The sequence below is a fragment of the Kitasatospora sp. NPDC057500 genome, from assembly GCF_042802195.1.
Taxonomy (GTDB): Bacteria; Actinomycetota; Actinomycetes; order Streptomycetales; family Streptomycetaceae; genus Kitasatospora.
Map to the genome: position 1 here is coordinate 207,760 of NZ_JBHVER010000001.1, position 13,745 is coordinate 221,504.

At 74.5% G+C, this 13,745-nt stretch carries 14 protein-coding genes; 4 read left to right on the forward strand and 10 right to left on the reverse strand.

Going from position 1 to position 13,745, the window contains the following annotated elements:
* Positions 1–56 precede the first annotated feature (56 nt).
* The 6 genes from ACFU74_RS00475 to ACFU74_RS00500 form a co-directional block, all read right to left on the reverse strand.
* The gene (locus ACFU74_RS00475; RefSeq protein ID WP_380749391.1) at positions 57–827 is read right to left on the reverse strand and encodes an HAD hydrolase family protein; all 771 of its coding nucleotides are present in this window, start codon (positions 825–827) and stop codon (positions 57–59) included.
* Positions 828–987: 160 nt separating this feature from the next.
* Entirely contained in the window at positions 988–1,851 is an 864-nt protein-coding gene (locus tag ACFU74_RS00480) for an NmrA family transcriptional regulator (RefSeq protein ID WP_380749393.1), read from the reverse strand.
* Between the two features lie 112 nt (positions 1,852–1,963).
* Complete coding sequence (locus ACFU74_RS00485) at positions 1,964–2,770, reverse strand: putative protein N(5)-glutamine methyltransferase (RefSeq protein ID WP_380749396.1); 807 nt, start codon at positions 2,768–2,770, stop codon at positions 1,964–1,966.
* Positions 2,771–3,077: 307 nt separating this feature from the next.
* Positions 3,078–3,311 carry a hypothetical protein gene (locus ACFU74_RS00490; protein ID WP_380749399.1) on the reverse strand — a complete coding sequence of 78 codons (234 nt, stop codon included), beginning with the start codon at positions 3,309–3,311 and terminating at the stop codon, positions 3,078–3,080.
* A gap of 236 nt (positions 3,312–3,547) precedes the next feature.
* Positions 3,548–3,727, reverse strand: a complete 180-nt coding sequence (locus ACFU74_RS00495; RefSeq protein WP_380749402.1) for a hypothetical protein — start codon at positions 3,725–3,727, stop codon at positions 3,548–3,550.
* A 150-nt stretch (positions 3,728–3,877) separates the two neighbouring features.
* Positions 3,878–4,234, reverse strand: coding sequence for a hypothetical protein (locus tag ACFU74_RS00500; RefSeq protein WP_380749405.1), 357 nt, complete (start codon positions 4,232–4,234; stop codon positions 3,878–3,880).
* Positions 4,235–4,398: 164 nt separating this feature from the next.
* Between ACFU74_RS00500 and ACFU74_RS00505 the strand changes: the two genes are divergently transcribed.
* The gene (locus ACFU74_RS00505) at positions 4,399–5,397 is read left to right on the forward strand and encodes a LuxR C-terminal-related transcriptional regulator (RefSeq protein WP_380749408.1); all 999 of its coding nucleotides are present in this window, start codon (positions 4,399–4,401) and stop codon (positions 5,395–5,397) included.
* 119 nt (positions 5,398–5,516) lie between these two features.
* Here the strand turns inward: ACFU74_RS00505 and ACFU74_RS00510 are convergent, their stop codons facing one another.
* From ACFU74_RS00510 to ACFU74_RS00520, 3 genes are all read right to left on the reverse strand, one after another.
* Positions 5,517–6,857: an FG-GAP repeat domain-containing protein gene (locus ACFU74_RS00510; RefSeq protein WP_380749411.1), complete on the reverse strand. Its 1,341-nt coding sequence runs from the start codon at positions 6,855–6,857 to the stop codon at positions 5,517–5,519.
* A gap of 105 nt (positions 6,858–6,962) precedes the next feature.
* Positions 6,963–8,306: an FG-GAP repeat domain-containing protein gene (locus ACFU74_RS00515; protein ID WP_380749414.1), complete on the reverse strand. Its 1,344-nt coding sequence runs from the start codon at positions 8,304–8,306 to the stop codon at positions 6,963–6,965.
* 677 nt (positions 8,307–8,983) lie between these two features.
* Positions 8,984–10,558, reverse strand: coding sequence for a S8 family serine peptidase (locus ACFU74_RS00520; RefSeq protein ID WP_380749417.1), 1,575 nt, complete (start codon positions 10,556–10,558; stop codon positions 8,984–8,986).
* A 224-nt stretch (positions 10,559–10,782) separates the two neighbouring features.
* Here ACFU74_RS00520 and ACFU74_RS00525 point away from each other — a divergent pair, with 224 nt between their 5' ends.
* Both ACFU74_RS00525 and ACFU74_RS00530 read left to right on the forward strand, forming a co-directional pair.
* Positions 10,783–11,547, forward strand: a complete 765-nt coding sequence (locus ACFU74_RS00525) for a Crp/Fnr family transcriptional regulator (RefSeq protein ID WP_380749420.1) — start codon at positions 10,783–10,785, stop codon at positions 11,545–11,547.
* A complete protein-coding gene (locus tag ACFU74_RS00530; RefSeq protein ID WP_380749423.1) occupies positions 11,544–12,611 on the forward strand; it encodes a hypothetical protein in 1,068 nt (355 codons plus the stop codon). Before ACFU74_RS00525 ends, ACFU74_RS00530 begins: the two co-directional genes overlap by 4 nt.
* Before the next feature lie 6 nt (positions 12,612–12,617).
* Here ACFU74_RS00530 and ACFU74_RS00535 read toward each other — a convergent pair whose 3' ends face one another.
* Positions 12,618–13,253: a hypothetical protein gene (locus ACFU74_RS00535; protein ID WP_380749426.1), complete on the reverse strand. Its 636-nt coding sequence runs from the start codon at positions 13,251–13,253 to the stop codon at positions 12,618–12,620.
* A 263-nt stretch (positions 13,254–13,516) separates the two neighbouring features.
* Between ACFU74_RS00535 and ACFU74_RS00540 the strand changes: the two genes are divergently transcribed.
* Positions 13,517–13,745: hypothetical protein (locus tag ACFU74_RS00540; RefSeq protein ID WP_380749429.1), on the forward strand; the 229-nt coding region annotated here is incomplete at its 3' end.

Genomic DNA, 13,745 nt, shown 5'->3' on the forward strand with positions numbered 1-13,745 from the left:
CCGGTCAGCCTAAGCCGTTCTCCCGGGGTGCCTTGAGCAGTTGACCGGGCCCGGCCTCACTCCGCGGGTGTCGCCGCGGCCAGCCGGGCGATCTCGGCGGCGACGGCGCCCGGCTCGGGGGCGACGGTGACGGCGGCGACGCCGTCCAGGCCCGGATGGGCGCCGACCCGGACGCCGTGCCGCGCGTGGCGCAGCAGGTCGAGGTCGTTGATGTCGTTGCCGAAGGCGTCGTACCGCTCGATGCCCAGCGAGGCCAGCGCCTCCCACTTGTTCGTGGCGCCCGGGGCGAAGTCGATGATCGACTCGTCGAGGTGGTGGTTGACGGTCATCCCGAGCACGCGGCCGGCCTCGGCGAGGGCCGCCATGTCGGTCGCGTCGACGACCAGGAACTTGACGACGGCGGGGAGGTCGGCGAGGTCGACCCGGCGGGCGAGGCGGCCCTGGTCGACGCGGCCGAGGATCGGGTGGTCGGCGGGCCCGGTGTAGGCGTAGTCCCACGGGCCGTCGGCGAGGTAGCCGGCCTCGAACCGCTCGGCCTCGACCAGCAGCTTGCCGAGGTCGTCGGCGTCGAACGCGGCCCGTGCCCGGACCTGGCCGCCGACGGAGACGAGGCTGCCGTTGCCGCCGATGAGGGTGGCGGTGGCGAATGCGCCGTCCAGGACGGGCAGCAGGTCGCGGACCGGGCGGGCGGAGGCGAAGACCAGCCGGTGGCCGGCACGTTCGCAGGCCGCCAGGGCGGCGAGGATCCGGCCGTCGATCGTCCTTCCGTCGAAGCAGAGTGTGCCGTCGATGTCGAAGACCGTGGTGCGGGCGCTGGAAATGATCATCATCGGATCCTATCGGCCCTGGTCGCACGGCTGTTCGGCGGGCAGTGCGGCGGTACGCGTGCGCAGGGCTCCGGGAGGCGTCCGGGCGGCCCGGCGGCCGGGCCGGGGCCCGCGTGCGGCACGCGGGCCCCCGGGCTTCGTGCGTAGCTCCAGGAAGCCTTCAGACGTTCCAGACGCCGGACGCGGCGGCGTCGCGGGCGTAGTCGGCGAAGTCGCGCGGCTCCCGGCCCAGGGCCCGCTGGACGCCGTCCGCCGGACGGGCGTTGCGGCCGTCGAGGATCGTCGTGAACAGGTCGGCGAACTCGCCCGGCAGGCCGGCGGTCGCCAGCACCGCGCGGTACTCCTCGACGGTGACCGCCGTGAAGCGGATCTCCCGCCCGGTCGCCGCGGACAGCTCGGCGGCGGCGTCCGCGAAGGAGAGCAGGCGCGGGCCGGTCAGCTCGTAGACCTCGCCGTCGTGGCCGTCCTCGGTGAGCGCGGCCACCGCGACGTCCGCGATGTCGTCCGCGTCGACGAACGGTTCAACGGCGACGCCGGTCGGCAGCGCGAGCTCACCCGAGAGCACCGACTCCAGGAAGAAGCTCTCGGAGAAGTTCTGCGAGAACCAGGAGCAGCGGACGACCGTCCAGCCGGTGCCGGCCCCGGCGACCGCCGCCTCGGCCGCCTGCGCGGCGTCCTCGCCGCGCCCGGAGAGCAGCACCAGGCGCCCGACCCCGGCCTTGGCGGCGCGGCGGGCGAAGGCCTCGACGGTCTCCACGGCGCCGGGGAAGGCGAGGTCGGGGTAGTAGGCGAGGTAGGCGGCGCCGACGCCGTCGAGGGCGGCGTCCCAGGTGGTGTCGTCGGCCCAGTCGAAGGGGACCGGTGCGGTGCGGGAGCCGATCCGGGCGGTGCGGCCGAGCGCGGTGAGGCGCTCGGCCACCCGCCGGCCGGTCTTGCCGGTCCCGCCGGTGACCAGGACGGTCCGGGCGGCGGCGGTGCTGGCGGAGGCGCTGGGCTGCTGGACGCTGTCGGTGTTCTCGTTCATGGGCCCCAGTCAACTCCGCGCGCCGCCGCCCGGACATGGTCGTCACACTCAGCCGCATGTGCGCGCGTCTACGGCGGCGACGGCCACGGCTGCGACGGCTACCGCCGTACCGCTACGACACGGCGTGTCGCGTGCGGGTGGCGGTGACCACGGTGGCGTCGAGGTCGTCGTCGTAGCCGAGCGCGGCGGTGAGGCCCGCGGCGGTGACCACGTCGAGCGCGGCGGCCGCCTGCTGGTCGCTGGTCTCGAAGAGCAGCGCGCCGCCCGGGGCCAGCCAGTGCGGGGCGTCGGCGGCCACCCGGCGCAGCACGTCGAGGCCGTCGGCGCCGCCGTCCAGTGCCGGGCGGGCCTCGTGCAGCCGGGCCTCGGCCGGCAGCAGGGCGATGTCGGCGGTCGGCACGTACGGAACGTTGGCGATCAGCACCTCCACCCGGCCGCGCAGACCGGCCGGCAGGGCGTCGAAGAGGTCGCCCTCGGACACCTCGGCGCCGGTCGCCGCGAGGTTGCGGCGGGCGCAGCGGACGGCGGCCGGGTCGAGGTCGGCGGCGTACAGCCGGACGGGGTGGGCGGCGGTGGCGGCGAGCGCCGCGCCGAGGGCGCCGGTGCCGCAGCAGAGGTCGACCACCAGCGCGTCCTGGTGCGCGAGCGCGGCGGCGGAGCGGGCCAGGAACTCGCTGCGCCGGCGGGGCACGAAGACGCCGGGGTCGACGGCGATCCGCAGGCCGGCGAACTCGGCCCAGCCGGCGACGTGTTCGAGCGGCCGGCCGGCGGCGCGGTCGCGGACCATGGCGGCGAGGACGGCGGGCGTCGCGGCGGCGGCGAGCAGGATGCGCGCCTCGTCCTCGGCGAAGACGCAGCCGGCGGCGCGCAGCCGGGTGGTGACGGCGGAGCGGAGGGAGACGGACGGGTGGACAGGCAAGGGAACCCCTCGGAGCACGATTCGGGAGGACGTCGTCCGACCCGGGGCTCCCCGCGCATACGTCGCCGGACGGCGGACGGTCCCGCGCGCCCGGACGGAGGCCGGCGCTAAGGCCTGGCGTGGTCCTGCACGAGGGTGTCGCGGTCGCGGCCGGGGAGCACCCGTTCCGGCACTGCGGTCATGGGTTCTCACCTCCCCGTTTCTACGCGTACTACTGCGGCGTCCGTCACCATACCGCACCTGCCGTGGATCTGCCGCCCCGCTCCGTCCTCGGGTGGAGCGGGGCGGCGCCGTTGCGCGCGGCGGCTCAGCCGGTCACGGGGGCGGCGGTCCGCGGCTGGACGGCGCAGGCCGCGGTCGTGTGGCGCCCGGCGAAGCCGAGCAGGCTCCCGAGGACGTGGCGGCACACCGCCGCCTCCTTCTCGTTGCGCGGCCCCTGGGCGGCGGCCGGCTGGGCGGCGGCCAGGGGCACGGCGAGCAGCGCGGCGGCGAGCAGCAGGGCGGACCCGATCGCGCGGGCGGCGGATCTGGCGAATGTCATGAGGGCGGACCCCTTGTCGGGTGGGGGACGGGACCAGCCACTGACTACCGCACGCGCCGCGCCGCCGGCCGGACGCTGCGCCGTTGGTGAGCGTGTCCCGGACGGTCCGGGCCCCGCGCCGCGCGCCGGTGCCCGCGCGCGGCGGCCCCGCGCGGTCCGGGACCGCTGAGCCGGTCGGCCTGACCGGCGCTCCGGCCGGGCGCGCACTCCTCCACCGGGGACGGTGCTGCGGGCGGTCAGCCCCAGATCATGTTGTCCGACGGGGTGGTGGTGGGCTGCGGGGTGGTGACGGTGGTGACAGCGGTCGGCGTGGCACCGTCGCTGTCGGAGGCCAGTGCCGGGGAGCAGACCGCGGCGGCGGCAGCGAGGACGAGGACGGTGACCGCGGCGGCCTTGGCGAAGGCGGTACGAAGCATGACGGTGTCCTTCGGAAGAGGAGGGGTGACGGCGATGTGGATCCGGCTCGCGTCCCGCGGTGACGCTTCGTCCGGTCCGCCGCCCGGAAGCGGTGCTCCCCGGCGGCAGTCATAAGCTTCCCCCGCAGCTCAGGACGGGTGAAAGAGGGTTCAGGTGGACGGAATCGTCCCTGGACCGTTCCGGCCAGCGGGGCCGGGTCCGGCCAGCAGCCGCTCGTAGAAGGCGGCGACCAGGGGCGCCTGCGCACCCTGCACCCGCCAGCCGGCGAGGCCCGGCGCCAGGGCCACCGCACGCCGGCAGAACGCCCGCGCACGCTCCTCGGCGTCCTCCAGGCCGTCGGCGAGCACGAACACCCCCAGCACGGGACGGGGCACGGCGCCGGCGTGGACGCTGACGTGCTCGATCCCCTCCTCGGCGACGGCGGCGGCCAGCAGCAGCTCGCGGGCGCCCTCGGGCAGCTCGGCAGGGCCGGCGGGGGCATGCAGGGAGACATGGACCAGGTACATGGAACGAGCGTGCCGAATCGGGCAATTCCCGTGCAGGGGGCAGACCTGGACGGTTCGGGCCCCGGCCGGAAGCGTCCGGTCCCTGCCGTAACCCGTCCGTCCGAGGAGCGCGCTGTGACATGATTCGCTGGACGCGTGTACGAAACATCCCTGGGGGGGGACAAGTGCTGACCGCACTGGGATTGGACACCGCCGCGGAGGCCGTCTACCGCGTGATGCTCGCTCATCCCGACGACGGCGTGACCGCCGTCGCGCACCGCCTCGGCCAGGACGAGCACCAGGTCAGGAGCGCACTCGACCGACTCAGCGAACTCGCCCTGCTGCGCCCCTCCGCGGAACGGCAGGGCGAACTGCGCGCCGTGTCCCCCGACATCGGCATGGAGATCCTGATGGCCCGCCAGCAGGCGGAGCTCGCCGCCCAGCAGATGCGCGTCGAAGCCTCCCGCGCCGCCGCCGCCGAACTCATCGCCGAGTACGCGCAGCTGCGCCCCGCCGCCGGCCACCCCGGTGTCGAGCACCTGGTGGGGCTCGACCGGATCCGCGACCGCCTCGCCACCCTCACCCGCGAGGTGCGCGAGGAGGTGATGACCTTCGCCCCGGACGGAGCCCAGCAGCCGGACAACATCGAGGCCGCCAAGCCGCTGGACACGGACCTGCTGGACCGCGGGATCCGGATGCGCACCGTCTACCTGGACAGCGTGCGCAACAGCCCGCACACGGTGGAGTACGTGAACTGGCTCGCCGAGCGCGGCGGCCGGGTCCGCACGGTGCCCTCGCTGCCGACCCGGATGATCCTGGTCGACCGTGCCACCGCCGTCATCCCCGTGCGCAGCGACGACACCGCCGCCGGCGCCGTGGTCCTGACCGGCCACGGCACCCTCGTCGCCCTGTGCGCGCTGTTCGAGAGCGTCTGGGCCGGCGCCCAGCCACTCGGCGAGCAGGCCAGCCGCGACGAGCACGGGCTCAACGCCCAGGAGTCGGCCTGCATCCGCCTCCTCGCCGAGGGCCACACCGACGAGGCCATCGCCAAGCGCCTGGGCGTCTCCCCCCGCACCGCACGCCGCCTCGCCACCGACCTCATGGAACGCCTCGGCGCCCGCAGCCGTTTCGAGGCCGGCGTCCGCGCCGTCCAGAACGGCTGGCTCCCCGCCCACCGCACCTGACCGGCCGACCGCCGCCCGCGGTCGTCCGGCGGGGGAACGGGAGAACGGGAGAACGGGAGAACCCGCCGGTCCCGGGGACCGGCGGGTTCCCGCCCTCACGGCGGGTGTCGCGTCGAGGCCTACCAGTCGGTGCCGATGTTGATGCGGCTGCCGAAGGTGTTCTGGCCGGTGCCGGGGTAGAGGTACATGTCCCCGGTCGAGCCCCGGGGCGCCTGGACGGCGGCGACGTCCGCCCTGCCGTCGGCGTTGAAGTCGCCGCCGATCAGGTCGCGCATGATGTTCCAGCCCGTACCGGCGCTGACCGGGGCGGCGAACCAGCCGGTGGCGGTACCCGGGTAGACGTACAGGTTCCCGTCGCCCTTGCCCACCGCTGCGATGTCCGCCTTGCCGTCACCGTTGAAGTCCCCGCCGGTGAAACGGTCCAGGTTGTTCCAACCGTTGCCCGCGTTGATCGGAGCCGCGAACACCCCGGTCCCGGTCCCCGGGTAGACGTACAGGTTCCCGTCACCCGTGCCGACCGCCGCGATGTCCGCCTTGCCGTCACCGTTGAAGTCACCGCCGGAGAAGTTGTCCAGGTTGTTCCAACCGGTCCCGGCCGACCACGGGCTGCCGAACACGCCGGTGCCGGTGCCCGGGTAGACGTACAGCTTGCCGTCGCTCTTGCCGACCGCGGCCAGGTCGGCCTTGCCGTCACCGTTGAAGTCACCCGGCGTCATGTCGGTCAGCGAGCCCCAGCCGGTACCGATCAGGCTCCGCTCGGCGAAGGTGCCGACACCGGTGCCCGGGTACAGGAACATCTTCCCCGTCGCCGCGTCCACCGAGGCCAGGTCCATCCGCCCGTCGCCGTTGAAGTCCGCCGACGCGAAGCCCGTCATCCCCACCGGAGTGGCCGGCGGCGGGGTGCTGTTGTCCTCGACCACCTTGTTGTACCGCAGGGCCACGTAACTGCTCGCCGGGTAGCTCGATATGTTCCCGCTGTAGACGTTCCCGCTCCCGTAGGTCATGTCGGTCCGCGAGTTCGACTGGTGGAGGTAGGTGAAGTCCCCGGTCGCCTGGTTGTTCCACCGCACGAAGAGCACGACGTGGTCGCTGATGTTGTCCAGCGCGTCGCCGGGACGCAGGTCGCTCTTGTTGATGCGCGTGGTCAGCGACCGGCTGTCGAGCGTCTGGGTGGTCGCCGAGCCGAGTCCGGTGGCCGACAGGTGCCAGGCCATCGAGATGAACCCCGAGCAGTCGGTGCGGTAGGAGTGGCCGTCGCCGTCCCCGTAGGTCGCACCCTGGTTGTACTGGACGTCGTGGGCGTCCCAGTACTGGGCGCGCGGCAGGATCTCGGACCGGTTGATGGAGCCTCCGAGGGAGGATCCGGCCTGGGCCTGCGGCACGCCCAGGCCGGCGGCGGCCATGGCGGCGAGCAGCGGGGCGAGCAGGGACGCGCGGCGGAAGCGGCTGGTCTTGGACATGACTGACTACCTCGATCTGCTGAATGGTGGCTGTCGGAGAGGTGTGCGGGGACCCGTGCGGGATGGTGTGCGGGATGGTGTGCGGGGAAGCGTGGAGGGAAGCGGCTACCAGTCGGTGCCGATGTTGATGCGGCTGCCGAAGGTGTTCTGGCCGGTGCCGGGGTAGAGGTACATGTTTCCGGCGGCGCCCCGGGGGGCCTGGACGGCGGCGATGTCGGTCTTCCCGTCGGTGTTGAAGTCGCCGCCGATCAGGTCGCGCATGATGTTCCAGCCCGTACCGGCGCTGACCGGGGCGGCGAACCAGCCGGTGGCGGTGCCCGGGTAGATGTAGAGGTTCCCGTCGCCCTTGCCGACCGCGGCGATGTCGGCCTTGCCGTCGGCGTTGAAGTCCCCGCCGATGAAGCGGTCCAGGTTGTTCCAACCGTTGCCCGCGTTGATCGGAGCCGCGAACACCCCGGTCCCGGTGCCCGGGTAGACGTAGAGGTTCCCGTCACCCGTGCCGACCGCCGCGATGTCCGCCTTGCCGTCACCGTTGAAGTCGCCGGCGGAGAAGTTGTCCAGACTGTTCCAACCGGTCCCGGCCGACCACGGGGTGCCGAACACGCCGGTGCCGGTGCCCGGGTAGACGTACAGGTTCCCGTTGCCCTCGGCGACCGCGGCCAGGTCGGTCTTCCCGTCGCCGTTGAAGTCGCCCGGCGTCACGTTGCCGAGAGTGTCCCACCCGGTTCCGATCAGGCTCCGCTGGGCGAAGGTGCCGACACCGGTGCCCGGGTACAGGAACATCTTCCCCGAGGCCGCTTCCACTGCGACCAGGTCGGTCCTTCCGTCACCGTTGAAGTCGGCCGACGCGAAGCCCGTCATCCCCACCGGAGCCGCGGGGGCCTGTCCGAGGGCGTTGACGATCCGCTGCGCGTCGGCCACCTGGGGCTGGTAGCGGTCGGGATAGGCCGAGCGCTGCACACCCTGGCAGACCTCGCCGATCGGCTTGCTCAGCCAGGAGTTGTTCGGGTAGGTCGAGAGCAGCGCGTTGATGAACTTGCGGGTCGTCGTCGCCGGGTCGAGCCTCTGCGCGGTGCTGCCCCACGACGCCCGCTGCTGGAACAGGCCGACGCTGTCGTGGTCCTCCATGTTCGGGTTGTTCCGCAGGGTGGATTCCACGATCGCCGTGGTGATCGCGATGACCTCGGCCTGCTGCGGCACTCCGATGGCCCGCACGGTGTTGACGATGGCCCGGGCGCAGGACACCCGGTACGCGGTCATCGCGTTCCGCAGGGTGCCGGTGAGCTGCTGGTTCAGCTGGGCGGCGGCGGTGGCGTCGGCGGAGGTGACCGTACCGCAGGACACATCGGGCAGGGCCGCGTACGAGGGGCCGGCCGCGGCCACCGTCCCGCCGGCCAGGACCACGCTCACCGCGAGGAGTTGCAGGGCCTTGCGCAGGGTCTTCGTCATGGGAGAAACGCTTCCTTCGTTGGCGGCTTCGCTCGCCGGGTCGGATGTGCCGTGGCCGGGGAGTCGGGCCACGACCGGTTTCGGACGTGCTGGGGCAACCGCCGTGGGCCGCCCGCCGGACGGGCACGGGCAGGCCCAGGCGGGCACGCGTGGGGTGCGGGGTGGGAACGGAGCGGTAGCAGCGCGGGGACGCCCCGGTCCGGTGGCGTCCGGGCCCGGGCCCGGAGTGGGCCGCTGCTAGCGGGCGGTGGTGCCGGCGCCCACCCGGCGCGCGAGCGGGGCGACGACCGCGGCGGCCTTCGTACTGCGAGAGCGGGACATGGCGGGGCTCCTTCGGGGCGCGTGCACAACACGGGTCTTGTCCGGACCCGGTGCGTCCCGCGGTGACGCCGCCCGGTTCCTCACGGCCGCTCGTCGCTGCCGTCGGGTAAGAGCCTGCCTGCCGCCCGGTGGCCGGACCAGGGGCCGGCACTGGCCCGAACCGTCCTTGGCCAGGTCCGTCCACCGTGGTCGGCTGCCGATACCAGGCCCCGCCGGGCGCGGGGCGCGAAGCGCCAGGAGGCCCCCGCGAGGACGGGCGCGGGAACCCCGGGAACGCGAAGGCCGGCACCGACCCCGCCCGCAGGCGGAGGAGGATGCCGGCCGGCGACCGGAGGGCCGCTGATCCGCGCGGACGCTCAGAACCGGAGCGACCACCCGTTGACCGTGCCCGGGAAGTACCCGCCGACGTCGGTCACCCGCAGCCGCCAGACCCCGGCCGCGGTGTGCGCGGAGGCGTCCACGCCGTAGACGCCGACGACGTCCGTCCGGATCTCCCCGGGGTCGGTGCCGTGCAGCAGGAACACCGCGCCGTCCGGGGCGACCAGTTCGACCTTCAGGTCGCCGGACCACCAGTAGGAGATGTCCAGGGCGATGTCGAGGTCGCGGGGTGCCTTGCCGGAGACCCCGGTGACGGTGAGCGGCGACTCCACCGTGCCGACCCCGTCGAACGGCACCGGGCCGGGCGCGGCGAACAGCGGGCCGCGCGGCCGGTTCGGCACCGTGCCGGTGTACAGCAGGCGGTCCGGGGAGCCCGGGCCGAGGCCGTACAGCGAGCCGGCGGTCGCCGCCGAGGTCAGCGCCGAGGACACCTGGGCGGGGGTCGCGGACGGGTGCGAGGCCAGGTACAGCGCGACGGCGCCCGCCGCGTGCGGGGCGGCCATCGAGGTGCCCGACATGTCGATCCCGATGCCGCCGTAATCGATCACATGCCAGACCGAGGTGATGTCCACGCCCGGGGCGTAGAGGTCCACCAGGGGACCGTAGTTGGAGAACGAGGCCTGGACGTCGGCCCGGTCGGTCGCGCCGACGGTGATCGCGCTCGGCACCCGTGCCGGGGAGTGCCCGCTCGCGTCGATGCCCTGGTTGCCGGCCGCGACCGTGTACGTCAGGCCCGCGGCGACGGAGCCCGCGACCGCCGCGTCCAGCACCGGGTCCGGCTCGCTGCCCAGGCTCATGTTGACCACCGCCGGGCGCACGGCGTGCCGGGTCACCCAGTCGATGCCCGCGACCACCTGCTCCGTGGTGCCCTCGCCCTCGTCGTTCAGCACCCGCACGGCGACGATCTTCGCGGCCTTGGCGACGCCGAAACTGCTGCTGGCGACCGTTCCCGCGACGTGGGTGCCGTGGCCGTGGCCGTCCTCGGCGACCGTGTCCCCGTCGATGGCGTCGTAGCCGTAGGAGGCCCGCCCGGCGAACTCCTCCGAGGTGATCCGCACGCCGGTGTCCACGATGTACGCCGTCACCCCGGCACCCGCCGTGTCCGGGTAGGCGTAGCGGTCGTCGTAGGGGAAGCGGCGCTGGTCGACCCGGTCCAGCCCCCAGGTCTCCGGCGCCGTCTGCACGCCGTCGGCCCGCACCCGGCGGTTCTGCGAGACGAGTGCCACCGACGGGTCGGCGGCGAGCCGGCGGGCCTGCTTCGCGGTGAGGTCGGCGGAGAAGCCGCGCAGCGTGGCGTCGTAGCTGCGGCGCACCGTGCCGCCGTAGGCGCGGGCCAGCGCCGCCGCGCCGTCCGCCACCGAACCCGCCTTCGCCGCAGCGGGTTCGAGCACCACCAGATAGCTTCCGGGGACGGCGGCGGGCGAGCCCTCGCCCTGCACGACCCCCTCCGGGACCGCCGCCGAGGCGGGGAACGCCCCGCCGGCGCCGATCGACAGCACGGCGACCGTGCCGAGCACCGCGCAGGCCCTGCGCAGCCACTGCCCCGGACCCATGATCCAGCCCCCTTCCGGTGTCGGTATCGACTCACCAAAGCCTGACTGATCGTCAGATCCCTGACAACCAGCGGCTGTTGTGATTCGCCGACGACCGACCCGGCGCCCGCGCGGACCGGCGGTACGCGGCGCGCCGGGACTGACACCGCACCCGGCGGTGCGCTATCTTCCGTACGGAATCGCCCCGTTGGGGCGGGTTGCCGACCGGGTGGGGGGCAGGCACCATGCAGAGCGCGCAGCGCGTCACCGGACCGGACAAGGGGGCGGGCAGACCCGGCGGCACCGCGCCCGCCCCCTTCGTACGCGGGCCGTTCGCCGGGCTCGACGCCGAAGACCTGCGGGCACTCGGGCGGCTCGGCACCCGGCGGGTCTACGCGCCGGGCGAGGCCCTGATGATGGAGGGCGAACCGGGCGACCGGACCGCCGTGCTGCTGACCGGCTGCGTCAAGGTGGTCGCCTCCACCGAGGACGGCGGAGAGGCCCTGCTCGCCGTCCGGATGCCGGGTGAACTCCTCGGCGAACTGGCCGTGCTGGACGGTGAACCGCGCTCGGCCAGCGTCCTGGCCGTCCGCACCAGCACCACCCGCGAGATCGGCGGCCCGGCCTTCCTCGACTTCCTCGCCGACCGGCCGGCCGCCGCCCTCGCCGTCCAGCGCTCGGTCACCCGCAAGCTCCGCTCGGCCACCCGCCACCGGGTCGACGCCGGCCACGGCACCGGCCTGGCCCGCCTCGCCCGCACGCTGCACACCCTGCTCGGCTCCTACGGCACCCCCGTCGACGACGGCCTGCGGATCGACATCCCGCTCAGCCACGCCGACCTCGCCGCGCTCGCCCGGCTCTCCGCCGCCAGCGTCGAACGCTCGCTGCGCACCCTGCGCGACCAGGGCGCCGTCCGCACCAGCTACCGCGAACTCGTCATCCGTGACCGGGTGTTGCTCGCCAGGGCGGCCGGCGTTCCGCTCCCGCCGGACGGCGGTGGCCGGGCATGAGCGGCGAGGTCGCCCCCCGGCTGCGCCGGATCTGCCTGGTCGTCGACATCGAGGCGTACAGCGGCCGGCCGTACCCGGTGCAGCAGAAGGTCCAGGAACGACTGGACCGCGCGCTGGACCACGCCTGCGGCCGGGCCGGCATCGACCGCTCTCGCTGCGAGGCCCAGGACCGGGGCGACGGACAGCTGCTCCTGCTGCCGCCCGACGCCGACGAGGCGAAGGCGCTGCCGGGCCTGGTCCTCGGCCTGCGCGACGCGCTGTACACGCTCAACCGGGCGCCCGGGACCGCCGGGCGGCTACGGGTGCGCGCGGCCCTCGCCCAGGGCGGGGTGCAGCGGGCGGCGCTCGGCTACGTGGCCCGCTCGGTGGAGACTGCCTGCCGGCTGCTGGACTGCCAGGAGGCGCGCGCCGCCCTCGAGGGCACGCGGGACACCGACCTGGCGCTGGTGGTCGCCGACGACCTGTTCACCGACGCCTTCGCGGCGGGCGGCGACGGCGTGCCGGTGGAGGAGTTCACCAGGATCACCGTGGCGATCCCGGCCAAGCGCTTCGAGGCGCGCGCCTGGATGGCCACGCCGCGCTCGGGCGCGCTGGTGGCCCTGCCCCCGCCCGCCCCGGCCGGCTCCCGCCGCCGGACGGCGGGCTCGGCAGTGCTGCGCGGCCTCGGCGACGCCCTGGCCGGCGCCGCCCTGGGCGCCACCCCGCTGCACCACCAGCACGACGACGACCCTGCGCACCACCACAACGGCGGCAACGCGGACGTGGACGGGGACGACCGGCACGGGCACCACGGCCACGACGGGTACGACGGGCACGACGGCCACCACAGCCACGACGGGCACCACGCGGGCGACCCCGCGGACCACCAACCTGACGCCGACCACTGGCACCACCACCACGACGGCTACGACACCGACGCCTGGGCCGCCGACCAGCACCCCCACGACCCGCACCGCGAGGACCCCGGCACCCCGTACGACGACCAGCAGCACCACGAGAGCCACCACGGCCACGAACCCAACGACGGAACGTCGGACCACTGGTGGCACGGGCCCCACCACTGACCCGGGTCAGTGACCGCCCTTCGGCTCGGTGCAACCGCCGTCCAGGTAGTTCCCGTGGGCCTCGACGGAGACGGAGCCACCGGCCACCCGACCGCCGACGCAGGGGCCGGCACCGGGAATGGTCAGATCGAACGACACCTGACCGCCCGCGAGTTGGAACTGCGCGCTGTTGCGCGGATAGCCGAGCGACTCCAGGATGCCGCGGAGGTCGTCCCCGGTCAGCGGCCCCAGGGCGGCGCGGGCCTTCACGGCCTCGGAGATCCGCTTGCTGTGCGCCTCGCCCCGGCAGCGGTCCACCGCGCTGAGGGGCGCCATCTGCTTGTACATCGAGTTCTCGGCGTGCTTGGCCGCCCACGGATCGGCCGGGGCGGCGGGGGCGGCGGTGCCCGTGCCGCCCGCGGAGGGGCTCGGTGTCACCGACGCGCAACCCAGCGCCGCCACCCCGGGAAAGAGCCGGTCGTGGTCGGCGACGCCCTGCCGCACCGCGTCGGTGACGGGATCCGGCTCGGCGGGCACCGTGGTCTCGGCGACCGTCCCCCCGCCCCCACCACCGGCCTCGGTGACCCGTACGCTCCCGCAACCGGTCACCGCCACCGCCACCGCCAGCACACCCACGGCCACCGCCCCCGCCAGACGCCTCATCAGCCAGCCCTCCCCAGCCCGCCCCGCGCCCCGTCCGGACGCTTCGTACGGCACCCATCATGCCCGACGCCCCGACCCGGCCGGCCCTTCGGCCCCCGCGAGACGGGTCCCGGCCGAGGTCAGGCGCATACACCGGACGGTGCAGCCGGACCGGACGGCAACACCGTTCGGTGTACGGCCGGATGCCCGCATCGGGACGACGCGGCCGCTCCCTCCCCCTCCGTAGATTCCGGATCACCGGAAACGACATCGAGGAGGACGACATGACGGTGACGAACACGGCTGCGGCAGCGGGTGCACGGGTGCCGCTCGCCCTGGCCGGCGGCGGGGCCCTGGCGATGGCCGCGGTGGAGGTGCTCAACCCCGGCTACGACCTGGTGAGCGAGGCCCTCAGCCGGTACGTGCACGGCACGGCCGGCTGGCTGCTCCCGGCCGCGCTGCTGGCCGTCGGCGCCGCCTCCGCCGCCCTCGCGGCGCGGCTCGGCGCCGGAG